Source organism: Streptomyces sp. cf386 (assembly GCF_900103585.1).
Taxonomy (GTDB): Bacteria; Actinomycetota; Actinomycetes; order Streptomycetales; family Streptomycetaceae; genus Streptomyces.
Genome location: NZ_FNHV01000009.1, coordinates 330,269 through 355,867, shown reverse-complemented (window position 1 = coordinate 355,867; position 25,599 = coordinate 330,269). Strand labels below are relative to the sequence as shown.

Annotated in this window: 26 protein-coding genes and 1 pseudogene; 19 read left to right on the top strand and 8 right to left on the bottom strand. The window is 71.4% G+C overall.

What is annotated here, in order from left to right; all coding sequences use genetic code 11:
* The first annotated feature begins 112 nt into the window (after nt 1-112).
* The 5 genes from BLU79_RS24755 to BLU79_RS24735 all read left to right on the top strand — a co-directional run bounded on the left by BLU79_RS24755 (nt 113) and on the right by BLU79_RS24735 (nt 3,712).
* The gene (locus BLU79_RS24755) at nt 113-1,534 is read left to right on the top strand and encodes a hypothetical protein (protein ID WP_093908063.1); all 1,422 of its coding nucleotides are present in this window, start codon (nt 113-115) and stop codon (nt 1,532-1,534) included.
* A 15-nt stretch (nt 1,535-1,549) separates the two neighbouring features.
* Nucleotides 1,550-1,729: a hypothetical protein gene (locus BLU79_RS24750; protein WP_093908062.1), complete on the top strand. Its 180-nt coding sequence runs from the start codon at nt 1,550-1,552 to the stop codon at nt 1,727-1,729.
* Nucleotides 1,730-1,821: 92 nt separating this feature from the next.
* Nucleotides 1,822-2,085, top strand: coding sequence for an SCO2583/SCO2584 N-terminal domain-containing protein (locus tag BLU79_RS24745; RefSeq protein WP_093908061.1), 264 nt, complete (start codon nt 1,822-1,824; stop codon nt 2,083-2,085).
* A gap of 119 nt (nt 2,086-2,204) precedes the next feature.
* Entirely contained in the window at nt 2,205-3,122 is a 918-nt protein-coding gene (gene htpX / locus BLU79_RS24740; RefSeq protein WP_093908060.1) for a zinc metalloprotease HtpX, read from the top strand.
* Between the two features lie 2 nt (nt 3,123-3,124).
* On the top strand, nt 3,125-3,712 hold the full coding sequence (locus tag BLU79_RS24735; protein ID WP_093908059.1) for a PspA-associated protein PspAB: 588 nt from the start codon (nt 3,125-3,127) through the stop codon (nt 3,710-3,712).
* Between the two features lie 37 nt (nt 3,713-3,749).
* On the opposite strand, the gene BLU79_RS24730 is transcribed toward BLU79_RS24735, so the two are convergent.
* Both BLU79_RS24730 and BLU79_RS24725 read right to left on the bottom strand, forming a co-directional pair.
* The gene (locus tag BLU79_RS24730; protein WP_093908058.1) at nt 3,750-4,046 is read right to left on the bottom strand and encodes a hypothetical protein; all 297 of its coding nucleotides are present in this window, start codon (nt 4,044-4,046) and stop codon (nt 3,750-3,752) included.
* A 276-nt stretch (nt 4,047-4,322) separates the two neighbouring features.
* A complete protein-coding gene (locus tag BLU79_RS24725; protein ID WP_093908057.1) occupies nt 4,323-5,681 on the bottom strand; it encodes a DUF2252 domain-containing protein in 1,359 nt (452 codons plus the stop codon).
* Between the two features lie 311 nt (nt 5,682-5,992).
* Between BLU79_RS24725 and BLU79_RS24720 the strand changes: the two genes are divergently transcribed.
* Complete coding sequence (locus BLU79_RS24720; protein WP_093908056.1) at nt 5,993-7,204, top strand: winged helix DNA-binding domain-containing protein; 1,212 nt, start codon at nt 5,993-5,995, stop codon at nt 7,202-7,204.
* Nucleotides 7,205-7,393: 189 nt separating this feature from the next.
* Here BLU79_RS24720 and BLU79_RS24715 read toward each other — a convergent pair whose 3' ends face one another.
* Nucleotides 7,394-7,720, bottom strand: a complete 327-nt coding sequence (locus BLU79_RS24715) for a hypothetical protein (protein ID WP_093908055.1) — start codon at nt 7,718-7,720, stop codon at nt 7,394-7,396.
* A 220-nt stretch (nt 7,721-7,940) separates the two neighbouring features.
* On the opposite strand from BLU79_RS24715, the gene BLU79_RS24710 reads away from it, so the two are divergent.
* Complete coding sequence (locus BLU79_RS24710; RefSeq protein WP_093908145.1) at nt 7,941-8,306, top strand: arsenate reductase family protein; 366 nt, start codon at nt 7,941-7,943, stop codon at nt 8,304-8,306.
* 116 nt (nt 8,307-8,422) lie between these two features.
* Nucleotides 8,423-9,151 carry an RlpA-like double-psi beta-barrel domain-containing protein gene (locus BLU79_RS24705; protein WP_093908054.1) on the top strand — a complete coding sequence of 243 codons (729 nt, stop codon included), beginning with the start codon at nt 8,423-8,425 and terminating at the stop codon, nt 9,149-9,151.
* 323 nt (nt 9,152-9,474) lie between these two features.
* Here BLU79_RS24705 and BLU79_RS50055 read toward each other — a convergent pair whose 3' ends face one another.
* Both BLU79_RS50055 and BLU79_RS50050 read right to left on the bottom strand, forming a co-directional pair.
* Nucleotides 9,475-9,792, bottom strand: coding sequence for a hypothetical protein (locus BLU79_RS50055; RefSeq protein WP_371131931.1), 318 nt, complete (start codon nt 9,790-9,792; stop codon nt 9,475-9,477).
* Nucleotides 9,793-9,797: 5 nt separating this feature from the next.
* A pseudogene (locus BLU79_RS50050) lies at nt 9,798-10,265 on the bottom strand (maleylpyruvate isomerase N-terminal domain-containing protein); the annotation flags it as partial.
* 389 nt (nt 10,266-10,654) lie between these two features.
* On the opposite strand from BLU79_RS50050, the gene glnII reads away from it, so the two are divergent.
* From glnII to BLU79_RS24670, 6 genes are all read left to right on the top strand, one after another.
* Nucleotides 10,655-11,686 (top strand): glutamine synthetase, encoded by a 1,032-nt coding sequence (glnII, locus tag BLU79_RS24695; protein WP_093908053.1) that lies wholly within the window; start codon nt 10,655-10,657, stop codon nt 11,684-11,686.
* 372 nt (nt 11,687-12,058) lie between these two features.
* Nucleotides 12,059-12,619, top strand: a complete 561-nt coding sequence (locus BLU79_RS24690) for a winged helix-turn-helix domain-containing protein (RefSeq protein ID WP_093908052.1) — start codon at nt 12,059-12,061, stop codon at nt 12,617-12,619.
* 84 nt (nt 12,620-12,703) lie between these two features.
* Nucleotides 12,704-13,738, top strand: coding sequence for an NAD-dependent epimerase/dehydratase family protein (locus BLU79_RS24685; protein ID WP_093908051.1), 1,035 nt, complete (start codon nt 12,704-12,706; stop codon nt 13,736-13,738).
* 52 nt (nt 13,739-13,790) lie between these two features.
* Nucleotides 13,791-15,092, top strand: coding sequence for a sensor histidine kinase (locus BLU79_RS24680; protein WP_093908050.1), 1,302 nt, complete (start codon nt 13,791-13,793; stop codon nt 15,090-15,092).
* Nucleotides 15,077-15,730 (top strand): LuxR C-terminal-related transcriptional regulator, encoded by a 654-nt coding sequence (locus BLU79_RS24675; RefSeq protein ID WP_093908049.1) that lies wholly within the window; start codon nt 15,077-15,079, stop codon nt 15,728-15,730. Before BLU79_RS24680 ends, BLU79_RS24675 begins: the two co-directional genes overlap by 16 nt.
* Nucleotides 15,731-15,931: 201 nt before the next feature.
* A complete protein-coding gene (locus tag BLU79_RS24670) occupies nt 15,932-17,494 on the top strand; it encodes a DUF1996 domain-containing protein (protein WP_093908048.1) in 1,563 nt (520 codons plus the stop codon).
* An 88-nt stretch (nt 17,495-17,582) separates the two neighbouring features.
* Here BLU79_RS24670 and BLU79_RS24665 read toward each other — a convergent pair whose 3' ends face one another.
* Entirely contained in the window at nt 17,583-18,017 is a 435-nt protein-coding gene (locus BLU79_RS24665) for a hypothetical protein (RefSeq protein ID WP_177001161.1), read from the bottom strand.
* 144 nt (nt 18,018-18,161) lie between these two features.
* Between BLU79_RS24665 and BLU79_RS24660 the strand changes: the two genes are divergently transcribed.
* From BLU79_RS24660 to BLU79_RS24640, 5 genes are all read left to right on the top strand, one after another.
* A complete protein-coding gene (locus tag BLU79_RS24660) occupies nt 18,162-18,638 on the top strand; it encodes a tetratricopeptide repeat protein (protein WP_093908143.1) in 477 nt (158 codons plus the stop codon).
* A 93-nt stretch (nt 18,639-18,731) separates the two neighbouring features.
* Nucleotides 18,732-20,657, top strand: a complete 1,926-nt coding sequence (locus BLU79_RS24655; RefSeq protein WP_093908047.1) for a hypothetical protein — start codon at nt 18,732-18,734, stop codon at nt 20,655-20,657.
* Nucleotides 20,658-20,752: 95 nt separating this feature from the next.
* Nucleotides 20,753-21,649, top strand: coding sequence for a metal-dependent hydrolase (locus BLU79_RS24650; RefSeq protein ID WP_093908046.1), 897 nt, complete (start codon nt 20,753-20,755; stop codon nt 21,647-21,649).
* Nucleotides 21,649-22,671 carry a PDR/VanB family oxidoreductase gene (locus BLU79_RS24645; protein WP_093908045.1) on the top strand — a complete coding sequence of 341 codons (1,023 nt, stop codon included), beginning with the start codon at nt 21,649-21,651 and terminating at the stop codon, nt 22,669-22,671. Before BLU79_RS24650 ends, BLU79_RS24645 begins: the two co-directional genes overlap by 1 nt.
* Nucleotides 22,672-22,727: 56 nt before the next feature.
* Complete coding sequence (locus BLU79_RS24640; protein WP_093908044.1) at nt 22,728-23,417, top strand: TetR/AcrR family transcriptional regulator; 690 nt, start codon at nt 22,728-22,730, stop codon at nt 23,415-23,417.
* Nucleotides 23,418-23,435: 18 nt separating this feature from the next.
* Here the strand turns inward: BLU79_RS24640 and BLU79_RS24635 are convergent, their stop codons facing one another.
* Entirely contained in the window at nt 23,436-23,792 is a 357-nt protein-coding gene (locus tag BLU79_RS24635; RefSeq protein ID WP_093908043.1) for a 5-carboxymethyl-2-hydroxymuconate Delta-isomerase, read from the bottom strand.
* A gap of 28 nt (nt 23,793-23,820) precedes the next feature.
* Nucleotides 23,821-25,506 carry a fused response regulator/phosphatase gene (locus BLU79_RS24630; RefSeq protein ID WP_093908042.1) on the bottom strand — a complete coding sequence of 562 codons (1,686 nt, stop codon included), beginning with the start codon at nt 25,504-25,506 and terminating at the stop codon, nt 23,821-23,823.
* Between the last annotated feature and the right edge of the window lie 93 nt (nt 25,507-25,599).

The window sequence follows — 25,599 nt, the reverse complement described above, 5'->3', positions numbered from 1 at the left end:
GCCAACTTCCCGGTCACAGGCGCCAGACGACGACAAGCCCTCGCCGGGTGCCCGGAGCATGGAGCCAGCGCCGTGAAGGAACCGGCGCCGCCCTTCGAGGAGTTGCCCGTCCATGCACATCCCCGAGTACGCCCATGCCCTGATCCGGTCCGCGCTGCCCTCCGTCCCCACGTCCCGGCACGTGGGAGCCGTGGACTGCTGTCTGTGCGACCGGCCCTTCGAGGATCGGTTGCCGGTGGCGCTCGGCCCGACACCCGAGTCGGGGCTCTTCGGCTGCCGTCCCTGTCTGCATCGGCTGGTCACCCGGGCGCGACGGGCCCGCGATGCCGCGCTGGTCCGGGACGCCGAGCAGGCCCTGACGGAAGCGGCGGACTGGCGGCCGGCGCGGGAACGGCATCTCGCCCGGCTCGACCGTGTGCGGCAGGCCGCGGAGGCCGTGGCCGAACTGGCCGACGGCGACCGGACGGAGCCGCTTCAGGTCGCCTGGCTGCTGGTCTCGCTGGAGTCGGCGTACACCTGGATCCCGGACGCGCCCGAGCCGCCCGCCGCCGCTGCCGACGACGCCACCGAGCTGAAGGAGGAGCGGTTCCGGCTCGACCTGGCCATGATCACGGCGCGGGAGGCGGTGGCCGACCGGCTCACCTATCACCTGATCAACGAGGCTCAGCCAGCGGAACCCGAGATGTGCGAGGAGTTCGAATGCCCCGAGGACTGCTCGGGACGCCATGACACCACCCACATCGACTGCGGGCCGGACGAGGTCTTCGAGGATCTGCTGCGGCACGGGGTCAGGTTGGAGCGGCCGGAGCCCGAACCCCCGTCCCCTCGTCTCACGGCTCTCCTGGAGGGCACCGGGACGGAGGAGAAGCGCACACCGCTTCCGGGCATCGAGGAAGGGGCCCCCGCCGTCCTCGCGCACTTCGGTATCGACGCGGACGACACGGACGTCCTGGTGAGCGCGGCGGCGGTCGGTCTGGTTGCTGACGCCTGGCGCGAGGGGCCCCTGGACGGGATCCACGCGGCCGACGACGGGCCGAGCGACGGGGAGATCTTCGCGCAGGGCGTCGATCTGTACCGCTGGGCGCGTGCCGCTCTGCTGGCGGCGCGGGACGACGGGCCCGAGGAACTGCTCGCGTTCGTGGCCATCGCCTCGGACCCGGATCTTCCGTGGGCCGGCGGCTCGCCCTTCACCCTGCGCGCGGTGTCCGCGTCCGCGTCCGTGGCCGAAGTCGGCCGGCACGTCGACGACCGGGTCTGGTTCACGACGGAGGTGATACGGGAGCAGGGCTGGCGCGCGGCACTGCTGCACCGGGCTCTTTCGGCCGCGTCCCGGGCACCCCACCAGTTCGGCATGCCGGGCTGGCCCGACACCGTGCGCACGGCGATGGAGCGGCTCGCTCCGCTGGACCGGTCGGATGCGCCCGAGGCGCTGACCGACCTGGCGGCCGTGGAGGCCGCGCTGCTCGAGGCGCCGGACCGGCTGGGCGTGGCCACCCTCGACTGGCTGGCCGCCCGTGGCCTGCTCGACCAGTGAGGGTGGGGGTCCGTCGTGAGATGGGGCGAGATCACGCTGGCCGTCCTGGCCGCGTTCGGGTGCGTCACGCTGCTGCTGGCGCAGATCGACGACGTACTCGGCAGGCTGCCCCGGATCATCCGGGCCTGGCGCCGGGTACGGCGGGAGCTGGACGGCGGTACGGAGGGGCCTGCGAACGAGCCGGACGCGGGCTGACGGCGGCCTCCCGGGCTTCACGGACTTCCTCCCCCGAGGCGAGCGCGCCGTCGTAAAGTAGGAGCACTGCTGTTCGAGAAGGGTCAACGGGGATGTCCGAACAGGACGACGGCGAGCGCGAATTCGACATCAAGTGGGCGGACAACGCCGAGCACAAGGAGCCCTCGGCGCGGGCCCGCATGCTCGCCGCGCGCTGGAAGGAGAGCCCGCCCGGTCCGGTGCCGTTCCGGGCCGAGCCGGATCATGTGGCACGGCGGCAGCGCCGGTCGGGGTGGGTGTCGACGGTGGTCGTGCTCGGCTGCGTCGCCGCGGTGATCGTGTTGCTGGGCTACATCAACTTCCGCGGGGCCTACTAGGCGTCCGCCGGGCCTGGGGCCTTTGCTGGTCCTAGGGCCGATCGCGACCCGTTCATGGCAACGCCGGGTGCACACTGGGCAGTGGGACGAGTGCCTGAGTGCGCGCGGGGTGATGCGAGATGCAGAGCCGGTTCCGGAGTGATCGGCGGTTGACCGCCCGGATGGGGATCACTCTGTTTCTGCTCGGGTTGTTGTACGTGGCCTTCGTGGCCGCGTTGATCGTGCTGCTGAAGTCCTGGGTGCTCGTCGTGGTCGTGGCGGCGGGGCTGCTGGGGGCGCAGTACTGGTTCTCGGACCGGGTCGCGCTGTTCGCGATGCGGGGGCGGGTCGTGGAGCGGGAGGAGTATCCCGAGCTGCACGGGGTCGTCGACCGGCTGTGTGCCATCGCCGATATGCCGGGGCCCGTCGTCGCCGTGTCGGACATGGAGATGCCGAACGCGTTCGCCACCGGGCGCAATCCCGATCATGCCGTGGTCTGTGTGACCACGGGGCTGCTGCGCCGGCTGGAGCCGGACGAGCTGGAGGGGGTGCTCGCGCACGAGCTGTCGCATGTGGCGCACAAGGACGTCGCCGTGATCACGGTCGCCTCGTTCCTAGGTGTGATCGCGGGGCTGATCGTGCGTTTCGCCTTCTACTCGCAGATCTTCGGCGGCGGGCGCCGGGACCAGAACACCGCCGTGATCTTCGCCGCCGTGATGGGGGTGTCGGCGGCCGTGTACGCGATCAGCTTCCTGCTGATCCGGGCCCTGTCCCGGTACCGGGAACTGGCCGCCGACCGGGCCGCGGCGCTGCTCACCGGGCGGCCCTCGGTGCTGGCGTCCGCGCTCACCAAGGTCTCCGGCGACATCGCCCGGATCCCGACCAAGGACCTGCGTACGGCCCAGGCCTTCAACGCCTTCTACTTCACCCCGGCGCTGGGCCGCGGGCCCAGCATCGGGCAGTTCTTCTCGACCCACCCGAGCCTGGAGCAGCGGCTCGAACAACTGGGGCGGATCTCCGCCGAGTTGGGCGAGACCGCGGCTCCCGGAGGGGTGTGAGCATGGGGCTGCTGGACATTCTGCTCGGCCGGACGAAACCGGTCGCGCCCGATCTCGACCAGCTCTTCGGGCTGCCGTCGGCGGCGGTGACGCTGGAGGCGGCGGCCGGGTTCCGGCCGACCGGGAACGGGGCGGTGTGCTTCGCCGCGGTCGAGGGCGCGGCCTTCGAGCAGACCCACCGCGAGGTCCAGGCGCTGCTCGACGCGGACGCCGAGCGCGACGGAGGGCCGGTGGAGCTGGCCCGGGACCGTTACGGCTACTCGTGGCTGGTCTCCCGCCGCACCCCCGACCAGCTGCCGGAGCTGGTCAACGACCTGCACGCGGTGAACAGCGCGATGGAGGTCAACGGCTTCGGACCGCAGTTGCTGTGCTCGCTTGCAGGGTTCGAGGACGAGCGCCAGGGCAGGCGGCTCGCCCTCGTCTATCTCTACAAGCGCGGCGCCTTCTATCCCTTCGCGCCCCTGCCCGGCACGGCGGAACGCCGCGACAACCCGCTGGAGCTGCGGGTGAAGGCGGCCCTCGCGAACGACCTGCGGATCGAGCAGGACCTGAACCGCTGGTTCCCGGTGTGGGGCGCCCCCGGCCTGTGACCGTGGGCGCCCCCGCGGGCTACCACCAGAGCTGGTCTCAGCTGCTCTTCTCCCGCTCCTGACGACGGGACTCAAGCGGGCGATCGCGGCGGTAGCGGCGCTCCCACTTGGCCTGCATGTCACGGCGGTCGCGGTACGCCCGGTAGTCCGAGGGCATGGATCCTCCCGACGAGGACCCTCCCCCGGCTCCTCCGGCTCCCCCGCTCGGCGCGGAGGCGTCCCGCCCGTACCGCAGGTACAGGAAGAGCACGGCGACGGCAGCCAGCCAGTAGTTGTGGTTTCCGAATCCTAAGATCACCAGGACGACAGTCCCGGACATGACGATGGTGCCCATCACGGGCCTCCGTGAGCGTGGGTTGGATCTGGTGCTGGTTCTGGATCTGGTGCTGGACCTGGAGCGGTGATCGATGTCCCGACGGGGCGCTGGGGAGGGGCGGCCGTCCGTCGGTGCGTAGAGAGTAGCCCCGAGTCCGCGGGGTGACCCCCGCCCTGCGGAAAGCGGCGTGAGCAGCTCCGTTACGCATGTCCAGGGTAGGGATCCGGTCACCCGGCGTGCATCTTCTTTTCCCGGTACGGCAGTTCGGCCGGTGTCGTCCGCGCCGGACGCCGGTCAGATCCCGGGCGTGGCCCTGATCAGCCCGGCCTCGACGGCGGCGCCCAGCGTCGCGTGGTCGGCGGCGGTCTGGTCGGCGTAGGAGAGCGCGAAGTCGGTGACCGCGTGGTCGAAGGTGTCGGCGTTGCCGAGGTAGCCCGCGATGGCGATACGGTCGCCGGAGCGTGCGTGGGCGCGGGCGAGGGCGGTGCCGCACAGGCGGGCGTAGGACCGGAGGTCGTCGGGGCTCATCCCGGCGACGTCCGCGGAGGCCTTCATGTCGCGCAGCTGACGCCAGTAGAAGGCGCGGCCCTGCGGCCCCGACATCCAGCCGAGGAAGATGTCGCCGGCGGCCTGCAGCACACGCTGGCCCGCGACGACGCGATGGCCGTGATGGACGTACGGCCCACTCGGCAGATGCTCCTCCAGTACGGACTGCCGCGCCTCCTTGATCTGCAGGAACAGCGGGTCGTCGGCGTCCCGCCCGGCGAGCAGCACGATGAAGCAGCGCAGTCCGACGCTGCCGACGCCGACGACCTTGTGGGCGGCGTCGACGAAGCGGTAGCGGTCCAGGAGGCGGCGGCGCTCCTCGGAGAGGGTCGAGCGGTAGTCGCTGAAGATCTTGCGCAGGAAGGCCATGTCGGAGTTGCCCGCGGGTTCGATGAGCGGCGGGTCGTGGATGATCCGGCGGCGCCCGTCGACCACGTCGGTGAGCTTGCCGTAGGCCTGCAGGCTGGTGCGGCGACGGGCGCGGCCGAGGGTGGCCTCGACGCGGCGGCGGTCACGGGCGGTGCGGACCAGGGGCAGCAGCTCGTCGGCGTCGATGCGCGTGTACCAGACGTCGAGCTCGCCGAGCCGGGCCAGCTGACGGATGGCGACGCGGTACGCGGCCACGGCCTCCCGGGTCGCACGCCGGACCCTGACTTCCGGGTGGCCGTTCTCGCGGGCGGCCACGGCGACCGAGGCGGCGAGCCGTTTGACGTCCCACTCGAACGGGCCGCAGTACGTCTCGTCGAAGTCGTTGAGGTCGAAGAGGAGGGCGCGTTCCGGGGAGGCGTACAGGCCGAAGTTGAGCAGATGGGCGTCGCCGCACAGCTGCACGGTGAGGCCGGTGTGCGGGGCGGCGGCGAGATCGGCGGCCATCACGGCGGCGGCGCCGCGCAGGAAGGAGAAGGGGGACGCCGCCATCCGGCCGTACCTGATCGGCAGCAGCTCCGGCAGCCGGTCGCGGCCCTGGCGTTCCAGTACGGCGACGGGGTCGGGGCGGTCGACGGAGGGCAACCGGGCGCCGTGCGCGGAGCGGGGGAGGCGTTTGCGGGCGGCCTTGCCGCGGAGGGCTCGGTCGGCGGGGGTGGCGGGGGTGCCGGGGGCGGTCACGAGGTGCGGTTCCGGGTCCGGCCGCCCCGTGCGGTGGGGGTCGCGGACCGTCCGTGGGGTGGCTGTCGTATGCCGTCCGTGCCCTGGCTGTCCATCGCGCCTCCCGCTGCCACGCCCGCTCACGCGGGCCGCCACCCTCTGATCGCAGTGAAGGCGGGACGAGGAGCATGCGCATGCCGGGTACGGCGATCGGGTGAACCGGCCGGTGGCCGTGGCCGTCTCGGTGGCGGACCGTTGTCAGGGCCGTTGTCAGTGGCGTCCGGGAGGATGCGGTGAGGGACGAGGTGACCGCATGACGGGTGGAGGCCGGGATGGGTGACGGGTTGCGGTACATCGGGGTGGCCGAGCGGCGGGCTCGGCTGGGGATGCGGCATCGGCTGGCCGGGGCGGCCCGGGCGGCGAGCCCGGCCGAGGTCGCCGAGTCGCTGGTCGCGCTGCACGGCTCCGATCCGGCGACCGTGTACCTGGCCGTGGGCGCGCGGCTGGCGGAGCCCGCGAAGACCGTCGCCCGGACCGAGCGGGCGTTGTACGAGGACCGGGCGCTGGTCCGGATGCACGGCATGCGGCACACCGTGTTCGTGTTCCCCACCGAGCTGACCGCCGTCGTGCACGCCTCCACCGGCCTCGCGGTCGCCGCCCGGGAGCGGGCCTCGCTGGTCAAGGACATGGCGAAGGCGGGGGCGCCGGACGCCGCGTGGCTGGCGGAGGTCGAGGAGTCGGCGCTGGCCGCGCTGGCACGGCGCGGGCAGGCGACGGCGGCCGAACTCGCCGAGGACGAGCCGCGGTTGCGCGAGCAGTTCGCGTACGCGGCCGGGAAGAGCTACGAGGGCGTGCACACCGTCTCGACCCGGCTCCTGCGGGTGCTCGGCGTCGAGGGCAAGGTGGTGCGCGGGCGCCCCCTGGGCTCCTGGACGTCCTCGCAGTTCCGGTGGGCGCCGGCACCCGCACATCCCGAACTGGACGTGGCCCAGGCGCAGTCGGAGCTGCTACGACGCTGGCTCGCGGTGTGCGGACCGGCGACGGAGGCCGACCTGAAGTGGTGGACCGGGTGGCGGGTGACGGAGGTCCGCCGTGCCCTTGCGGCGATCAAGGCGCAGGCCGTGTCCCTGGACGAGGGGACGGGCTACGTCGTCGACGGCGACGTCGGTCCGGTGGCCGGGCCCGCCGAGCCGTGGGCGGCGCTGCTGCCCGGGCTCGACCCGACGGCGATGGGGTGGCAGCGGCGGGAGTGGTACTTGGCGCCGGAGCTGTGGCCGTCCCTGTTCGACCGCAGCGGCAATGTGGGGCCGACGGTGTGGTGGAACGGGCGCGTGGTGGGCGGGTGGGCCCAGCGGGGGGACGGGGAGATCGTCTGGCGGTTGCTGGAGGAGCTGGGGGGTGTGGAGCGGCGTGCGGTGGAGGCGGCGGTCGGGGTGGAGGCGGAACGGTTGCGGGGGTGGGTGGGCCCGGCGGAGGCGGGGGTCGGTGTGGCTCGGGTGACGCCTCGGTTTCGGACGCCGTTGGAGCGGGAGTTGGCGGGGTAGGGGGCATCGTGGGGGCACTTGCTGACGCCATCCGGGCATCTCGGCCCGTTGGGGGTGCCCCCTCTGGGGGAGTTTGAGGACGAGGCCCCTTCAGGTCCGAAGCGGGGGTCTGGGGGGGGCGGCAGCCCCCAGTCCACGGCAACGACAACGCCGGGTGCCGCCCAAAGGAGACCGCACCCGGCGCCACAGTTAACGCGCGTACCGCATCAGCGCCCGCACCATGTGGCACGTCGTGTCCGACGGCGGATGAACGCCGATCATCTCCGCGGCGCTTCGGATCGTGTCGTTGCGGGCCTGGTTCGGCATGTAGACGCCCGAGTCGAGCAGCGCTATCGCGAGGCGCATGGCCTTGAGACGGCGGTTGTGGGTGATGTACCACTCGCGCGGACGGCCCGGCGGCAGCACCCGCTTCTCGATGGGCGCGTACGGCAGGTCGAGCAGGACCGGGTGCTTCGCGGTGGACTGGGTGGGCAACGGCTTGCTGGTCGGCTTCTGCTTCAGTGCGGCAGCGGGCACAGGCATCCTCCTGTCGCGGTCGAGCGCCGGCCGGGTTCCCCGGTGACGCTCTCGAACACTGCCTCCAGTTTACTGCCCACCACTGACAATCAGGAGGCCCCGGAAGTTCGGGAAATCCCCAGGTCAGCAACGAAACTGTCACGGTGTCACACAGGGCTCGCACGATGCGCGTGAGGCGACAGAAAATTCGAACAGACGCCGCCGGGATACCGTGGACCTCATGGAGATCTGGATCAATCCGGCCTGTTCGAAGTGCCGTAGCGCCATCAGCCTGCTCGACGCCGAGGGGGCCGACTACACCGTCCGCCGCTATCTGGAGGACGTTCCGACCGAGGACGAGATCCGGGACGTACTGGACCAGCTCGGACTTGAGCCCTGGGACATCACCCGGACCCAGGAAGCCGCCGCCAAGGAGCTCGGGGTCAAGGAGTGGGCCCGGGACGTGAGTTCGCGGGAGCGGTGGGTGAAGGCGCTGGCCGAGCATCCGAAGCTGATCCAGCGGCCGATCATCACCGCGGAGGACGGTACGGCCGTGGTGGCGCGCACCGATGAGGCCGTCCAGGACGCCCTGTCCCGCAAGGGCTGAAGCCCTCGACTCGGCTGTGACGTACGTTACTTCGGTGACTCCTGTAACCGCTGAGTAACTTCGTTCGGTATCTCGTACATAGCGGCGTACGCTCCCCTACCTCTCAGGAGGCGCGCATGTCGCGTAGGCGAACTGTCAGTACGAAGAAGAAGATCGCGCTGCTGGTGAGTGCGGCGACGGTGGCGGGAGGTGGCGCCTTCGTCATGGCGAGCACCTCGAACGCCTCGCAGACACCGACGGTCAAGTCCGCCGCGGAGTCGAGTGTCTGCCAGGGGCTCGCCACCGCGCTCGGCAACAATCAGCGGTTCATCGAGGGCCAGAAGGCCAATCCGGATGCGCAGTCCGCGGCGCGGATCGCCAACCGTGAGGCCGTCATCGCGCAGATCAAGGTCCAGCAGGAAGCGTCCGGGTGTGTCGCTGGGGAGTCGGCTCAGGACTCCCAGGCGAGCGCTCCCGCGGGGAATGCGGGCGACGCCGGTAACGCCGGCAACGCTGGAGAGGCCGGTAACGCGGGGGACGCCGGAAATGCGGGGGACGCCGGTAACGCCGGGGACGCTGCGGGCGAGGGGGACGCCGGAGGCGGTGCCGCGGCCTCGGGGGAGCAGGTCTGCAACGGCTCGACCGTCACGCTGTCCGGCGAGGGCGGTGCGCCGGCGGCGTCCAGCAACCAGTTCCCGGCCGGTACGAAGCTGAAGGTCACCAACCTGGACAACAACAAGTCCACGACGGTGGAGGTCACTTCGGTGTCCGGCAGCTGTGTGCTGCTCAACAACGCGGCCTTCGAGCAGGTCCGTGAGGCCGGGAAGTTCCTGATCCGCCGAGCGGTGATCGAGAAGGTGGGGTGACGCGCGGGTAGCCACGCCGTACGTGTCATGGGTCCTGCTGCTCGCGGCCACGAGCGGTAGGGCCCGCGTGCGTGTGCCTCCGGCGGTTGAGCCGGCGTGCCTGCGGCGGCCTGTGCGGGTTCGGTGGGGGTTCGCGTAGCGCCTGCGGGTGCGTTGCAGGCGGCTGCGGGACTGGACCGAGGCCGGCGTCCGGCCCGTCTGCACGTCGCCCTGCGGTGCGAGTTGCGCCGCGCCGACCCGCTGGACCTGGACGACTGCACGACGTCACTCAGCTCATGCCGCTGCTGGGCTCCGGGCTGGGCAAGGTGGCATGGCGTCACGTCCTACTCATCCGGATCCCAGGCCAGGAGTTGGTCGAAGAGACGCCGGTCGCCGTCGACCTTCAGGGAGCCCACCGGAATGCGGCCGTACAGGGCCAGCACCAGCTCACCGGCCGCGCCCCGGAGGGAGGCGCCGGCAGCGGTGGCGGGCGTTGTGCCGGGTTCGGGGAGGCGGGCGGTCCGTGCGCCGTCGGCGGAGAGCGCCGGGCGCCAGGAGCGGCCCTCGGTGGCGTGGTAATCGACGGCAGCAGGCTCGTGCGGCCAGGCGCTCGTCGTTGCACAGCAGGTGGACAGGAACTCCTCGACACCGTCGAGTGCCACCTCGTCCGGCAGCGGTTGCGGGCACGCACGGCGATCTGGGCGTCGTAGGTGTGCAACGCGATCTCCTGGAGCTGGTGCCGAGCGGCGGCACCGGCGGTCTGCGGCGACTGCGACGTATCCCACCACGTCCAGCAGCCGCGATCCGGGCCGGACTCCCGCAGTGCGTCCACCAGCTGCTGCGCCGATGCGGCCCACCAGCCCAGCAGGGCCTCTCGCTCCCGAGGCGCAGCCGGGCCGCCCCATGCGGACTTGGCCGGGGGAGCGTCGGCAGGCCCTGCGGCGACGATGGCGGCCCACTTGCGGCGCCCCGCGCCCAGATGCTGCACCAGATCGAAGAGCGTCCACTCGGGGCAGGTCGGCACCTGCACGTCGAGGCTGGGCGCGGACGCGACCGCTGCCCCGAACGCGACCGAGCGTTCGTCTCTCAGCCGCAGCAGAACGGGGAACTCCAGAGCCTTTTCCACTCCGGCCATCTATCACCGTGCTCCGGCAACCGGACAGCGATTTCCGCAGCCGACGCGGCAAGCGCGCGGCATGGGCCGCGCGCCCTCGGATGAAGCGGTGGTACGCGCCATCGCGCGCACCTTGCCGCCACGGGCGGGTGCGCAGTTCTCATTCCCATCGCATACGAGCGGCCCGGCCATCCTCCCCGGGCGTGCCGGATGTCGCCGTATCGACTTTGTACGGCCGCTCACAGCGTGAGTCGCGCCACACCACCACCAGGTAACACGGGGTTCACATTCGAGCAACGGGCGGGAAATCGCCTGTTGACAGGCTCGCGGGCATCAAGAGCGGCGCCCCAGTGCCGCAGCGCCGCAGCACCCGCAAGTGCGCCTAGACCCACCCCCGAAGGATGTGGCCCGTGACCTTCAAGGCTGAGTACATCTGGATCGACGGCACCGAGCCGACGGCCAAGCTGCGTTCCAAGACGAAGATCATCGCGGGTGAGCCCGCCGGTCTGGACGCGCTGCCGATCTGGGGCTTCGACGGGTCCTCCACGAACCAGGCCGAGGGCCACTCCTCGGACCGTGTCCTCAAGCCGGTCTTCACCTGCCCCGACCCGATCCGCGGTGGCGACGACATCCTCGTCCTGTGCGAGGTCCTCAACATCGACCTGACGCCGCACGAGTCCAACACCCGTGCCGCGCTCACCGAGGTCGCCGAGAAGTTCGCCGCCCAGGAGCCGATCTTCGGCATCGAGCAGGAGTACACCTTCTTCCAGGACGGCTACCCGCTCGGCTTCCCCAAGGGCGGCTTCCCGGCCCCGCAGGGCGGCTACTACTGCGGTGTCGGCGCCGACGAGATCTTCGGCCGTGAGGTCGTCGAGGCCCACCTGGACAACTGTCTGGCGGCCGGTCTCGCCATCTCCGGCATCAACGCCGAGGTCATGCCCGGTCAGTGGGAGTTCCAGGTCGGCCCGGTCTCCCCGCTGGAGGTCTCCGACCACATGTGGGTCGCCCGCTGGCTGCTCTACCGCACCGCCGAGGACTTCGGCATCTCCGCGACGCTGGACCCGAAGCCGGTGAAGGGCGACTGGAACGGCGCCGGCGCGCACACCAACTTCTCCACCAAGGCGATGCGCGAGGGCTACGACGCGATCATCACCGCGTGCGAGTCGCTCGGTGAGGGCTCCAAGCCGCTCGACCACGTCAAGAACTACGGCGCCGGCATCGACGACCGTCTGACCGGTCTGCACGAGACCGCCCCGTGGAACGAGTACTCCTACGGTGTCTCCAACCGTGGCGCCTCGGTCCGTATCCCGTGGCAGGTCGAGCAGGACGGCAAGGGCTACATCGAGGACCGCCGTCCGAACGCCAACGTCGACCCGTACGTCGTGACGCGTCTGATCGTCGACACCTGCTGCTCGGCGCTGGAGAAGGCCGGCCAGGTCTGAGCCACCCGGTAGTTGCTTGAGGGGGGCGCCCGCCAGGTCGGTGGGCGCCCCCCTTTCGTTGTGCAGGGGTTCCACCAGGAGCGGACCGGGTCCGTTTCACGTCAAGGAATCGTCCAAGTGGTGAGAGGAGGGTCCTGAGCATGGAAGGTGTCTGCTTCAATGGAGGCATGGCCAGCTACCAGAAGTACTCCGCGACAGGTCGCCATGACCTCGAGCCCTTCTGGCCTTCCCGTCAGCACCACGACTTCGACCGGGTGTGTTGCCGCGCGGTGAACGCGCGGGCCCTGTAAAGCCGTAACCTCTCGGCCTTCGGCCAGCGCGAAACGACGTACGTCTCCCAACGGACCTCTCGCGCGAAAGAGCTGACCTCTCATGGCGACCACTCGTTCTTTGTCCTCCGCCCCCACGCTCAACTCCCCCGCCCCGAACGGCTCACGGCATCATCTGCGCGCCGTGGACCGGGACGAGGTGATCGACGTCGCGGACCTCCTGCCGCCGGGTGCCACCTGGCTGCCCGCTCCCCAGCACTCCCTGCCCACGCTGCCGGGACAGCCGCCGATGATCGGCTATCTGGTGCTCGTCCCGGCCGACCAGCACCCGCCGGTCGCACCGGTCCCGCCGGTCCGTGACTCCGACGGCGACCCGCTCGTCACCGTGGACACCGTGCGGCGCGCCGCCGCGGTCGACGGGCGTGAACTCGACCTCACCTACCTGGAGTTCGAGCTGCTCGCCCATCTGGTGGCCAACCCCCACCGGGTGCACACCCGCGACCAGCTGGTCACCACGGTGTGGGGGTACGGGCATGTGGGCGACGGCCGTACCGTCGACGTCCATATCGCCCGGCTGCGCCGCAAGCTGGGCGCCGAGCACCGCGACACCATCCGGACCGTGCGCCGGGTGGGGTACCAGTACGCCCCGCCGGCCGGGCGCTGACCCACCCGCCCGCTCCCCCGCGGTCCTTCTGCTGACGGCAGAGTCCTGTTCCGTCCCGCGCCCTTACCGTGCAGAGTCGGCGTCATGAGACTTCTGATGCTGGGTGGTACGGACTTCGCGGGGCGGGCCGTCGTGGAGGCGGCCCTCGGGCGCGGCTGGGACGTGACCGTGTTCCACCGGGGCCGGCACGCCCCTCCGGCCGGGGTGCGGTCGCTGCATGGTGACCGCACCGCGCCCGATGGGCTCGCCGCCCTCGCGCAGGCGGAGGGCGAGTGGGATGCCGTGGTCGACACCTGGTCGGCGGCGCCACGTGCGGTCCGGGACGCGGCGCGGCTGCTGCGGGGCCGCGCCGGGCGGTATGTCTACGTGTCGAGCTGCTCGGTGTACGCGTGGGCCCCACCCGCCGGGTACACCGAGGACGCACCCGTCGTCGAGGGCGAGGCCGGTGCGGAGCAGACCGACTACGCGCGGGACAAGCGGGGCGGCGAGCTGGCCGCCGTCGAGGAGTTCGGCGCGGACCGCTCCGTGCTGGTTCGGTCGGGGCTGCTCATCGGGCGGTACGAGAACGTCGGCCGGCTGCCGTGGTGGCTGACGCGGATCGAACGGGGCGGGCCTGTGCTGGCGCCGGGGCCACGGGACCTGCCGCTCCAGTACGTGGACGTCCGCGATCTCGCGGAGTGGACCCTGGGCGCGGTGGAGCAGGAGCTGAGCGGGCCGTACAACCTGATGTCACCTCAGGGGCACGCCACCATGGGCACGTTCCTCGACGCCTGTGTGGCGACCGTCGGCGGCACCGCCGAACTCCGCTGGACCGAGCCCGAGGTGATCCTGGACGCGGGCATCGAGCCGTGGACTCAGCTGCCGGTGTGGGTGCCGCCGGGCAGTGACATGCACGACGCCCTGCACAGCGCGGACGTGTCCAGAGCCGTCGCGACCGGGCTGCGCTGCCGTCCCGTCGAGGAGACCGTCGCCGACACCTGGCGCTGGCTGGGGGACATCGGGGGTACGGCGCCGATGCGGGCGGACCGGACCATCAAGGGTCTCGATCCGGAGGTGGAGGCGAAGGTCCTCGCGGGCGACACCGGCGCCGGCGGGGGTGTACCTGGCACCACCTCCTGATCCGGGGCCTCGGCCCCGTGACCCCTGTCCTGGCCTCGGCCAGACTGACGCCATGACCATCGACACGAAGAGCGGCACCGGCGGCGACGGGCGAACGAGGGCGCGGGGCATGGGACTTGCGGCCGTACGGGGGCTGGCTCTGGCCCTGATCACGCTGCCGGGCTCCGTCCTCTGCCTCGTGCTCTCCCTCGTGTCCATCGCGCTCATCCCCATCGGCGTCGGCATCGTCACGACGCCGTGGGTGCTGACGGGGGTACGGGCGTTCGCGGACTGGCGGCGGGTGCTCGCGGCCGAGTGGGGCGGGGTGCGGATACCGCCGGCGTACCGGCCGATGCCGAAGGGCGCCAATCCGTGGACCCGCACCTTCGGGATGCTGCGCGACCCGGCGACCTGGCGGGACCTGAGGTGGCTGCCCGTCGACATGACGGCGGGGTTCCTCACCGCTCTGCTGCCGGCCGTACTGCTCTTCTATCCGCTGGAGGGGTTCGCCATCGCGGCCGGGCTGTGGCGGGTCTTCACGGACGTCGGGGGCGGCACGTACTGGTACGGCTTCGTGCCGGTCACCGGGCAGGCGTCCGCGCTCGGCGCCGGCGCCCTGGGCCTCGCGCTTCTCTTCGTCGCCCACTTCTACACCGCTCCCCTGCTGCGGGCCCACTTCCGGCTCACCCGCGCCGTCCTCGGCTCCAACCAGGGGCAACTCGCCGAGCGAGTAAGGGTGTTGACCGAGACCCGGCGGGACGCCGTCGACACCTCCGCCGCCGAACTGCGCCGGATCGAACGCGATCTGCACGACGGGGCGCAGGCGCGGCTGGTGGCCATGGGCATGGACCTCGGCACCATCGAGATGCTGCTCGAAAAGGACCCGGCGAAGGCCAGGCAACTCGTCGCGCAGGCCCGCCAGTCCTCCGCCGACGCGCTCGCCGAGCTGCGCGACCTGGTGCGCGGCATCCATCCGCCCGTGCTCGCCGAGCGCGGACTGGGCGACGCCGTAAGGGCGTTGGCGCTGCGGCTGCCGATCGCGACCGAGGTGAACGTGGAGCTGCCCGGGCGGGCGGAGGCGCCCGTGGAATCGGCGGCGTACTTCGCGGTCAGCGAGGTGCTCACCAACGCCGTGAAGCACGCGGGCGCCGACCGGATCTGGATCGATCTGCACCACACGGCGGAACGGGGGGACAACGGCATGCTGCGCATCACCGTCACCGACAACGGCAAGGGCGGCGCGGTGATCGGGGCAGGTTCGGGGCTCGCCGGAGTCGAGCGGCGACTGGGTACATTCGACGGCGTCCTGGCCGTCAGCTCTCCCGCGGGCGGCCCCACCATGGTCACCATGGAGATTCCTTGCGCGTTGTCCTAGCCGAAGACCTGTTCCTGCTGCGCGACGGACTCGTCCGGCTCCTTCAGGCCTACGACTTCGAGATCGCGGCGGCCGTCGAGACCGGCCCCGAGCTGGCGCGGGCGCTGGCCGAGCTGGAGCCGGACGTCGCCGTCGTCGACGTACGCCTGCCGCCGACCCACACCGACGAGGGGCTGCAGTGCGCGCTGGAGGCCCGCAGGGAGAAGCCCGGGCTGCCGGTGCTGGTCCTCTCGCAGCACGTGGAGCAGCTGTACGCGCGGGAGTTGCTCGCCGACGGCAGCGGCGGGGTGGGGTATCTGCTGAAGGACCGGGTGTTCGACGCGGAACAGTTCGTGGACGCCGTACGACGCGTCGCGGCGGGCGGGACCGCGATGGACCCGCAGGTGATCCAGCAGTTGCTGACCCGGCGCGCGGCCGACGACCGGCCGCTGGCCCGGCTCACGCCCCGCGAGACGGAGGTGCTGGAGCTGATGGCGCAGGGGCGGACGAACGCGGCGATCGCCGACCGGCTCGTCGTCACGGAACGGGCCATCGCCAAGCACACCGCCAACATTTTCGCCAAACTGGGCCTGGAGGTGTCGGACGACGACAACCGTCGCGTGCTGGCGGTTCTCGCGTATCTCGACCACGGCCGGTAAAACCGGACCCGCCATTCACCCGCCGTACGGGATCAACAACTCCTGGTATTTCAGAGGCGGTTGAGCACAGAGCGTTCTCACGAATCTCTCAACAATTTCCGGGACGGCTGAACACCCCTGGGACGCCCTCCGTATCAAAGGGAGCCGCTTCACTCCTGTCGGGCGCCTCGATGCCCCGAAAAAGGAAGTCAGAGGAGTTCCATGGGACGCAACATTCGAAAACGCCGTACGCCGCTGGCCACCAAGGCCATAGCCGCATCGGCGGCCCTAGCGCTCGGTGGGGGCGGGCTTGTATGGGCCAACTTCTATGCTTCGGCGCACGAGGACAACTCTGGGTGGAACCAGACGAAGTCCGCGAACGCCCAGGTCGCGACGATCAACTGCCCTGATGTCGGCCAGAAGCTGACGAAGGTGCCGCGGAGCGCGCGCAGGGGCGTCGCCAAGGAGCTGGCGCTGCTGGACAGGCAGGTCACGGATGCCTACAAGCGTCTCGCCGAGACGCGGCAGGCCCAGGCGGGGGACGCCAACTACGTCAACAACGCCATCCTCGGCCCGCTGAAGTCCAAGCGCGTGGCCACGCTCGACCGGATCGGCATCAACATCAACCGGGCCGGGGGCCAGCGACCTCAGAACCTCGACCAGCTCGCCCAGTGCCAGGGCGTCCCGGCCGAGCAGCCTGAGACCAACGACGGCCAGCAGGGCGAGGACCAGAACCAGGACGGCCAGGACCAGAACGACAACGACGGTCAGGACCAGAACAACGACGGTCAGGACCAGGGCGGACAGGACGGCGGCGGACAGGACCAGGGCGGCAACGGTGGTCAGGCCGGCAACGGCCCGTCGGCCGACGACTTCGTGGACATCACGCAGGTCCAGGCCAACGCCCAGCTGGGCGTCGGCGCGAACGGCCTCCCCGCGAACGGGGACAGCGGTTCGACCGGCAGCTTCACCACGAACTGCGGCACCAACGAGAACGAGAACCGCAACTCGGACAACGTGATCGTCGCTCCCGGTGTCAGCAACGGTGCGCAGCACCAGCACGACTACGTCGGCAACCAGGCCAACAACGCTTTCGCGAGCGACCAGGACCTGGCGAACGGCGACACCACCTGCCAGAACCAGGGTGACAGGTCGTCGTACTTCTGGCCCGTGCTGCGGGTGCAGGACGGTCAGAACGACATCGACGCGGATGCCCCGGGTGGCGGTCAGGACGGCAACGTCGGCACGATCGTCGAGGCCAGTGAGGCACAGCTGAAGTTCGTCGGCAACAAGACGAGCGAGGTCGTCGCGATGCCGCAGGCCCTGCGCATCATCACCGGTGACGCCAAGTCCTTCGTCAACGGCAACGCCAACGCCAACGCCAACTGGAGCTGCACCGGCTTCGAGGACCAGGTCCAGCTGCACGACAAGCTCCCGATCTGCCCCGAGGGCAGCTCCGTGGTGCGGACGTCCAACTTCCAGAGCTGCTGGGACGGTCAGAACATCGACAGCGCCAACCACCGCACGCACGTGGCGTTCGTCCAGGGCGACGGCACCTGCGCCAACGGTTTCCAGGCGATCCCCCAGCTCCAGGTCCGCCTGGTCTACGACGTTCAGGCCCCGCAGATCCAGAACGGACAGGTCCAGAACGCCTTCGCGGTCGACTCCTTCCCGGACCAGCTGCACAAGGCGATCACCGACCACAACGACTTCATCAACTTCTTCGACGAGAACACGATGAACGAGATGGTCCAGTGCATCAACAGCGGGCAGGACTGCCAGTAGTCCTGAACCACTAGGAAGCCGGCGGTGGGATTTCCCACCGCCGGCTTTCGTATGCCCCCGGACTTCGGCGAACGGTCTCCAGCGAACTTCAGCCGTGGTGACTGCCGCTGTTGTTGTGGCTGCCACCCGGGTTCATGTGCGCGGACCCTTCCTCCATGGTCCCGCCGAGCGTCGTCTGCAGCGTGGTGACCGTCTTCTCCTGGCCGACGGCGACCCACTTGCGGCCGACGAGGTAGTAGCCGCCGTAGTCCTTCGCGCCGCTGAGCCACTCGGCCTGGCCGCGGTCGGTGGCGAAGGTGGCGAGGACGAACTTGCCGGCGGTGTTCTTGCAGAGGGCCTGCCGGATCTCGTCGGCGTCCGTCTGCATGTTCGGCTTGCACTTCACCTCGGCGGCCAGGTGCTCCAGGCTGCCGGTGGCGGTCTCGGGCACGGCGGCCTCGTCGTCGCCGCCGGACCCACAGCCGGCCAGCGCGAACACCGCCACGGCGCCGGCTGCCGCGAGCATCGGTCGGGTCACCTTCATGTCTTCCTCCCTCAGGGGCCTCCCCGTGGATACGGCTCCCGTGCGCGGAGCGCTCAAAATGCCCGCGGAGCGCTCAAAATACCGCTGCCGGTGTTCGGCCACCCGTGCGAGAGTGACGCCGTGGACCAGGACTGGGAAGACCGCATGGCCGGCGCATGGGCGACCTTCGACGACTACACCGAGGAGCGTGCCGGCGACTTCCGCGCCGTGATCGACACACTCGTCGCCGAGCTGCCCGACGACAGCCCGCTGGGCCCCTTCGAGCAGGCCTGTGCCTGGGACTCGACGGGGCACTCGGACAACGCGGTCCCGCTGTACCGGGAGGCGCTCGCCCGAGGACTGACCGGCTACAAGGGACGGCGGGCCAGGATCCAGCTGTCCAGCTCGCTCAGGAACATCGGACAGGCGGAAGAGGGCGTCAAGCTGCTGACGCCCGAACTGGACGCCCCGTCCGACGAACTGGACGACGCGGTACGCGCGACACTCGCCCTGTGTCTGTCCAGCCTCGGGCGGGACCGCGAGGGCCTCTCCCTCGCCCTGGGCGCCCTCGCGCCCCATCTGCCGCGCTACCAGCGCTCGATGGCGAACTACGCCCGTGAACTGGTGGAGCCCGGGGACTGAGCCCTCCTTGAGCCGGCTCCGCGCCGGCCCTGAAACGCGGCGGGGCCGACCGGGTGCCGGTGACCAACCGACGATTCGCTCGTTCTGCTGAACGTGCAGTCACAGGATGTCGCCCCGCGCCCCGCCCCCGCCTCGAACGACCCGGTCGTCGACGTCGAGCGGGCCGAGGCCGCGCTCGTCGAGCACTACCCGCGTCTCGTCCGGCTCGCCTACCTGGTGCTGCCGCCGAGCCTCGGCCGCAACCGGCGCGTGGTGACCGCGCACTCCCTCACCCAGCGCGCGCTGCCCCGGGGCCGGGCGACGGCGACGCCCGTGATCCCGGCCCAGTCGACCGGCCGCGAGGGCGACCCCGGGTACGCCCTCCTGCGACTCCGCGTCCTGCGTACGGCGCTGGAGGCGGACCGGCCCCTGAAGCGACTGGCCTGGCCCAAGCGCTCCCAACTGCCGCCCCTGCTGCCCCAGATCTGGGGCCTGCGCCTCTTCCCCCGGTCGGGCGGCGCCGACGAACTCGCCCTGGACCAGCGGCTGTCGGCGCTGTCCGGCCCGGCGCGGGCGGCCTACGTCCTGCGCGGCCTGGAGAAGCTCACGGACGACGATGTGTGCGAGGTGCTGGACGCGGCCGGTGTCGACTACGTGGACGAGGCGCTGGAGGAGGCCGATGCCGTTCCCGCGCAGTACGCGCTGCTCGACTCCCCCGAGTTCGACCCCTGCTCGCTCCAGGCCCGGCCCACCGACCTGATGCGGCGCAGGCAGCACATGAAGGCCGCGCTCGCCGCCGCTGCCGCCCTCCTGGTGTCGGGGGCGCTGCTCGGCCTGCCCGGCGAGAGCTGGGGCCCGGAGGGTCCCGCCGCACCCTCGTACGCGCAGAACCCGGCGGCCGAGGCCGCCCTCGACCCGGCCCAGCTGACCAGGGTCCCCGCGCTGGCCTGGCAGTCCTCCGCGCGCATCGACTTCTCCGTGTGGCCGGCGCGCGGCGACCTCGCCGGCGACTCGGCCCTGCTGCGCCGCGCCCTCGCCGTGTGGGCCCGCCCCGGCGAGACGGTCCAGGTCTCGGCGACCCCGGGCACCCCGGCGGGCGGCCCGCCCGGCGCACCGCACCTGCTGTACGCGGGGACCGTCGACAACGCCCGCGTGGTGATCCTCTACGACGGTCTGCGCATCGCCCGCTACGCCGAGCCGAGGGACGGCACGGCCGGCGCCGCCCTGGACTTCTCCCGGGTCGACGGCGCGGGCAGGACGGAGGCGAGCGCGGTGGTGCTGAGCCGGGCCGACGGCAACGTCCGTTATCTGCTGGCGCCCTGGGTGAAGAAGGCGGCCGAGCGGGATCTGCTGAAGTCGCGTGCCGGGGCGATGGACCTCACCGTGACCGAGGGCGTCACCTCGCCGATGGCGAGCCCCGGCGCCCAGCAGTCCGGCACCTGTACCTCGTGGAACGCCCTGCAGCTGACCGACAGCACCGGCACCCGGCTGCTGACGGACCTCGCGGAGCTGGTGCCGGCCCGCCTCACCGCCGGCCGTCCCGGGGCGGTGAAGGAGGCGACCGGTGCGGGGGCGCTGCGCACCTGGGCGCCGTACTCCTGCTGGCTGGGCGCGCTGCGCTCGGCAGGCGTGCGTACGGTCAACGCCTGGGCGTACGCCCGGCAGGCGCTGCCGGACGGGACCGGTTCGGCGGAATGGCTGTGCACGCGTGCCGAGACCTGGCGGGGTGGCGGCGAGCGGGTGCTGGCCCAGTTCCGGACGCCGGGGGCGACCCACGCGGCGGTGGTGGCGAAGGGCCAGAACGTGGCGGCGTGCGGGGCGCGGGATCCCCATGTGCTGGCCGGGGTGCTGTGGAAGGCGCGGACGGGCGACTGGTATCTGCTGGCGGCGGGCACGCGCGACACGGAGTCGATCGAGGCCACGGGAGGTGTCCACGGCTCGTCCCGGGGCAGCCTGCTGACCGTGCGGGCCGCGCAGGGTGCGCGGGCCGAGTTGAAGGGCACGCTGGAGAGCGGGCGTTCGATCAGCGGGCTGGGGTGAGCTCGGCCGCGGCGGGAGCGCCGTTGCTGACACTCGCGTAAATAAGCCCGTGCACAGGGGTTCACCCGGGACCTACCCGTCAGTACATTGACGCCATGTCCAATACGCAGGACCGGGTGCCCCTCAAGGCCCGCAAGGTGTCCTTCTCCTGGGACGACACCCCGTTGCACTGGGTGCCCGGGGATCCCTTCACGACGCACACCATCAACGTGCTGCATCTGCTCCTGCCGGCCGGTGAGCGGTGGTTCGTGCATGTGTACAAGCAGGTGCTGCCGTACATCCGCGACGAGCGGCTGCGCGCGGACGTCATCGGGTTCATCGGGCAGGAGGCGATGCACTCGCAGGCCCACAACGAGGTGCTGCCGCACCTGCGGGAACAGGGGCTGGACCCGACGCCGTACACCGCCCAGGTGGACTGGCTCTTCGAGAAGTTGCTCGGCGACCGCACCCTGCCGCCGGGTCGGCCGCGCCGCTGGTGGCTGATGGAGCGGGTGGCGATCATCGCGGCCATCGAGCACTACACCGCCTTCCTGGGCAACTGGGTGCTCAACGCCGAGGAGCTGGACCGGCGCGGGGCCGATCCGACCATGCTGGACCTGCTGCGCTGGCACGGCGCCGAGGAGGTCGAGCACCGGTCCGTCGCCTTCGAGCTGTTCATGCACGTCGACGGGGGCTACCGGCGGCGCGTGCGGACCTGGGCGACCGCGTTCACGGCCCTCGTCTTCCTGTGGCAGCGCGGGGCGCGGTTCTTCATGGAGAACGATCCGACGCTCGTGGAGGGCAAGGCGACGTTCAAGGACTTCTACGTCCGGGGCAGGCGCGGCACGCTCCCCGCGACCGGGGACATGCTCAGGTCCATCCCCCGGTATCTGAGCCGTACTTACCACCCCTCGCAGGAAGGCTCCACCGAACAGGCCGTCGCCTACCTGGCCTCCTCCCCCGCCGCGCTGGCCGCCGAGACCGCCGAGAAGTCCGCGAAGGGTGCCGCCTGATGCCGAAGCTCCGGACCGTCGCCGTGGTCGCCGGTGCCGCCCTGCTCGCCCGGCGGGCGATGCGGCGCCGTATTCGGACCTCGCCGCTGTGGCCGATGCCCGCCCTGGAGGAGCCGGTCTCCGGGCGCCCCAGGTCACGGGCGCTGCGTCTGCTGGTGACCTCGCGCGAGGAGGTCGCCGAAGGGGTCGTCCGACTACGGCTGGAAGGGCGGGAGTTGCCGCGCTGGGAGCCCGGCGCGCATCTCGACCTCGTGCTGCCGTCGGGGCTGGTGCGGCAGTACTCGCTGTGCGGGGACCCCGAGGACACCTCGTCCTACACCGTGGCGACCCGGCTGGTCCCGGACGGGCGGGGCGGCTCGCGCGAGGTGCACGAGCAGGTCCGGGAGGGGATGGAGCTGGAGGTGCGAGGCCCGCGGAACCGTTTCCCGCTCGTCGAGGCCGAGTCGTACGTCTTCGTCGTGGGCGGCATCGGGATCACCCCGGTCCTGCCGATGCTGCGGGCCTTGCCCGACGAGGTCGAGTGGAGGCTGGTGTACTGCGGACGCGATCGGGCGTCCATGCCGTTCGTGGAGGACGTCGAGAAGCTCGGCCGGGACCGTGTGACCGTCGTGGAGGGGCTGCCCGACCTCGACGCGCTCCTCGCCGGTGCGCCCGAGGGTGCCGCCGTCTACTGCTGCGGTCCGGAGGGGCTGATGGCGGCCATGGAGGAGCGGTTCCCGCGGGTCCACCTGGAGCGGTTCACGCCCCGCACCTCGGGAGGCGATGCCTTCGAGGTCGAACTGCGGCGCAGCGGGCGGACGTTGACCGTCCCCGCCGACTCGACCGTACTGGCCGCCGTCCGCGCCGAGTTGCCCGACACCCTGTACTCCTGCGAGCAGGGCTTCTGCGGGACCTGCCAACAGCGGGTGCTGGAGGGCGAGGTGGACCACCGGGACGAACTGCTCACGGACGGGGAGCGGGCCGATTCGATGCTGATCTGTGTGTCGCGGGCCCGGGGTGATCGACTCGTACTGGACATGTGAACGCCCATGATCGGTCCGGTCCGTTCGGGGCCGGAATCGATCGGTAAGGTGTTCGTATGAGTACCGGGGTACGGCGAAGAATGGGAGTCGACGAGCGGCGCCAGCAGTTGATCGGCGTCGCCCTCGAGCTGTTCAGCCAGCGCTCGCCGGACGATGTCTCCATCGACGAGATAGCCGCGGCCGCGGGCATCTCCCGGCCGCTCGTCTATCACTACTTCCCCGGCAAACTCAGCCTGTACGAGGCCGCGTTGAAGCGAGCCTCGGAGGAACTGGCGGACCGGTTCGTGGAGGCCCACGAAGGGCCGCTGGGGGCGCGGCTGCTGCGGGTGATGCGGCGCTTCTTCGACTTCGTCGACGAGCACGGGCCCGGGTTCTCGGCGTTGATGCGGGGCGGCCCGGCCGTCGGGTCGACGGCGACCAACGCGCTCATCGACTCCGTACGGCAGGCCGCGTATGTCCAAATCCTTTCGCATCTGGACGTGGAGAACCCACCCGCGCGCCTGGAGCTGGTCATCCGCTCCTGGATCTCGCTCGCCGAGTCGACGGCACTGATCTGGCTGGACGGTCGGCGCATCCCGCGCGCCGAGCTGGAGGTCCAGCTCGTGCACGACTTCGCCGCGCTGGCCGCCGTCAGCGCCGCCCACGACGAGGAGATGGGCGCGCTGCTGCGCCGCATGCTGAAGAACGAGCCGGCCGACGGTCCGTTCAGCGACCTGGTCGCCCGACTGATCTCGCTGGCGTCCTGAAGCCAGCGGGGGCAGTCTCTAGCGCTCGAACTTGCGGTATGACGGGTCGAGGTCGCGCACCTCGGCGGAGCCGTGCAGCACGGTCCCGTCGTCCTCGATGTGCTTGCGCAGCAGCTCCAGAACCGCCTCGGTCAGCTTGGCCTTGGTCTCGTCGGTGCGGCCGGCGAGCAGTCCGAGCGTGACGTGGACGACCGCGTGGCCCTGCTCCTCGGGGTCCTCGTAGCCGAAGGCCGTGAACTGGCCGGCCCGGAACTGCGTCTTGCACGCCTCCGGCTTGGCCGCCGCGATCTCGACGACCGCGGTGTGCAGGTCCCGGGCGAACGCCTCCCGGTCGAAGGAGATCGTCTTCGAGTGGTCGACGGTGATCTGCGGCATGAGCACTCCTGTTCTACGTCAGCAGCGCTCACCCTAACCTCAGCGCCAGCATCGCGATGTCGTCCTCCCGGTCCCGCCCGAAGCAGCCCAGCAGCGTGTCGCACAGCGGGTCGAGGCCGGCCGGCGCGTCGGCGGCGGCGGTGCGCAGTTGCTCCATGGAGGTGGCGAGGTCGATCCCGCGGGTCTCGATGAGGCCGTCGGTGACCATGAGGAGACGGTCCTGCGGGGCCATGACCAGCTCGCTCGGCGTGGGCCGGTCCAGGGCGAGCCCCAGCAGCGGCCCGTCCACCGGGACGTACTCGGCCTTGCCCTCCTCCCCCACGATCAGCGGCGGGATGTGGCCCGCGTTGGCGATCCTGACCCGCCCGGTCCCGGGGTCGACCAGGGCCAGGCAGACCGTGGCGGTGACGTCGGGGTGGTAGTGCTGCAGCATCCGGTCGAGCCGTTCGGCCAGCGCCCTCGGGTCGCTCTCCTCGACACAGTGGGCGCGCAGCGCGTGCCGCATCTCGACCATGACGGTGGCCGCCTCCAGCGAGTGCCCGACGACATCCCCGACCACGGTGAGCACCCCCTCCTCCGTACGCAGGGCGGCGTAGAAGTCCCCGCCGATCTCGGCCTGCCGGGACGCGGGCACGTACCGCACGACGAGGTCGACGCCCGGCAGATGGGGCAGCCGGTGCGGCTGGGGCAGGAAGCTGTGCTGGAGGGTGAGGGCGATGTCCCGCTCCGCCTGGTACATCAGCAGCGGCTCGGCGGCGAGGGCGGTTGCCTGGGCGAGGCGCTCTGCGGGGAGTGCCGCGAGGGGAAGTGCCTCGCTAGGTCGTCGGTCGTCTGCGGGTTCGTTGTGGCTGGTCGCGCAGTTCCCCGCGCCCCTTGGGGACGCCGCACATGCCGGTGTTGCGATGCACACCTGGGCTCGGCCCTCCTGGGCCGATGCCAGCACCAGGCGGGCGTCCTCGTTGACGCCGGGCTGGAAGAAGCCCGCGGGCCACAGCGGCGCGGGGACGACGGTGCTGTGCACGCCGGTCCGCCCGCCCCAGCCCTCCCCGATCCGCGTGATCAGCCGTGCCGCCGCCTCCTGGGCGCTGGCGTCGGGCAGCGCGAGGCGGCTGCGCGAGGTGCCGCAATGCGTTTCGCCGTCCGGGCCGATGACGAACACGACGGCGGGCGCGCCGACGAGCCGGGCCGCGCCCGCTGCGGCGGCGTCGGCCAGCTCCCCCAGGCAGCGCGCGGTCTGGACGGCCACGATCGCCTCGGACAGCACCGTCAGCCGGTGCGCGACCGTCTCGGCGGCGGCACCTCGACGCGCCCCACGGACGGCGGCCCGGACGACGGCCTGGATCTCGCTCGGCTCGGCCGGCACGGTCAGGTAGGCGTCGGCGCCCGCGTCGAGACCCCGGCACCGGTCCACCGGCTCCAGGGCCATCGCGGAGAAGTGGACGACGGGCAGCGCGGCCGTGGACGGCCGGGACTTGACCCGGCGGCACAGCTCGAAGCCGTTCATGTCGGGCAGCCCGACGTCGACGAGGGCCACATCGGGCAGGGCGCCCGCGCGCAGCCGCACATCGAGCTCGCTCAGCGCCTCGCCCGCGCTCGCCACCGGTACGACGTCGTGGCCCGCGCGGCGCAGCACGGCGCCCATGGCATAGCGGCTGGCCGAGACGTCGTCGACGACCATCACGGTCGTACCCGACTGCTTGTCGTAACCGTCCATCGTCAACCGTCCATGGTCGCCTGCCCCCGAATACGCATACGCACGAGTGGGGCGGACCCGCTGATCGGGTCCGCCCCACTCAAGCTAGTGCCG

What these genes read in the sequence shown, in the direction of transcription:
- BLU79_RS24630 (WP_093908042.1), bottom strand. Translation starts at nt 25,506, where the DNA reads ATGGACGGTTACGACAAGCAGTCGGGTACGACCGTGATGGTCGTCGAC.
- BLU79_RS24720 (WP_093908056.1), top strand. Translation starts at nt 5,993, where the DNA reads ATGGGTGACGGGTTGCGGTACATCGGGGTGGCCGAGCGGCGGGCTCGG.
- BLU79_RS24730 (WP_093908058.1), bottom strand. Translation starts at nt 4,046, where the DNA reads ATGGGCACCATCGTCATGTCCGGGACTGTCGTCCTGGTGATCTTAGGA.
- BLU79_RS24645 (WP_093908045.1), top strand. Translation starts at nt 21,649, where the DNA reads ATGCCGAAGCTCCGGACCGTCGCCGTGGTCGCCGGTGCCGCCCTGCTC.
- BLU79_RS24650 (WP_093908046.1), top strand. Translation starts at nt 20,753, where the DNA reads ATGTCCAATACGCAGGACCGGGTGCCCCTCAAGGCCCGCAAGGTGTCC.
- BLU79_RS24710 (WP_093908145.1), top strand. Translation starts at nt 7,941, where the DNA reads ATGGAGATCTGGATCAATCCGGCCTGTTCGAAGTGCCGTAGCGCCATC.
- BLU79_RS24680 (WP_093908050.1), top strand. Translation starts at nt 13,791, where the DNA reads ATGACCATCGACACGAAGAGCGGCACCGGCGGCGACGGGCGAACGAGG.
- BLU79_RS24635 (WP_093908043.1), bottom strand. Translation starts at nt 23,792, where the DNA reads ATGCCGCAGATCACCGTCGACCACTCGAAGACGATCTCCTTCGACCGG.
- BLU79_RS24755 (WP_093908063.1), top strand. Translation starts at nt 113, where the DNA reads ATGCACATCCCCGAGTACGCCCATGCCCTGATCCGGTCCGCGCTGCCC.
- BLU79_RS24660 (WP_093908143.1), top strand. Translation starts at nt 18,162, where the DNA reads ATGGCCGGCGCATGGGCGACCTTCGACGACTACACCGAGGAGCGTGCC.
- BLU79_RS24665 (WP_177001161.1), bottom strand. Translation starts at nt 18,017, where the DNA reads ATGAAGGTGACCCGACCGATGCTCGCGGCAGCCGGCGCCGTGGCGGTG.
- BLU79_RS24685 (WP_093908051.1), top strand. Translation starts at nt 12,704, where the DNA reads ATGAGACTTCTGATGCTGGGTGGTACGGACTTCGCGGGGCGGGCCGTC.
- htpX (WP_093908060.1), top strand. Translation starts at nt 2,205, where the DNA reads ATGCAGAGCCGGTTCCGGAGTGATCGGCGGTTGACCGCCCGGATGGGG.
- BLU79_RS24735 (WP_093908059.1), top strand. Translation starts at nt 3,125, where the DNA reads ATGGGGCTGCTGGACATTCTGCTCGGCCGGACGAAACCGGTCGCGCCC.
- BLU79_RS24745 (WP_093908061.1), top strand. Translation starts at nt 1,822, where the DNA reads ATGTCCGAACAGGACGACGGCGAGCGCGAATTCGACATCAAGTGGGCG.
- BLU79_RS24640 (WP_093908044.1), top strand. Translation starts at nt 22,728, where the DNA reads ATGAGTACCGGGGTACGGCGAAGAATGGGAGTCGACGAGCGGCGCCAG.
- BLU79_RS24705 (WP_093908054.1), top strand. Translation starts at nt 8,423, where the DNA reads ATGTCGCGTAGGCGAACTGTCAGTACGAAGAAGAAGATCGCGCTGCTG.
- BLU79_RS24690 (WP_093908052.1), top strand. Translation starts at nt 12,059, where the DNA reads ATGGCGACCACTCGTTCTTTGTCCTCCGCCCCCACGCTCAACTCCCCC.
- BLU79_RS24670 (WP_093908048.1), top strand. Translation starts at nt 15,932, where the DNA reads ATGGGACGCAACATTCGAAAACGCCGTACGCCGCTGGCCACCAAGGCC.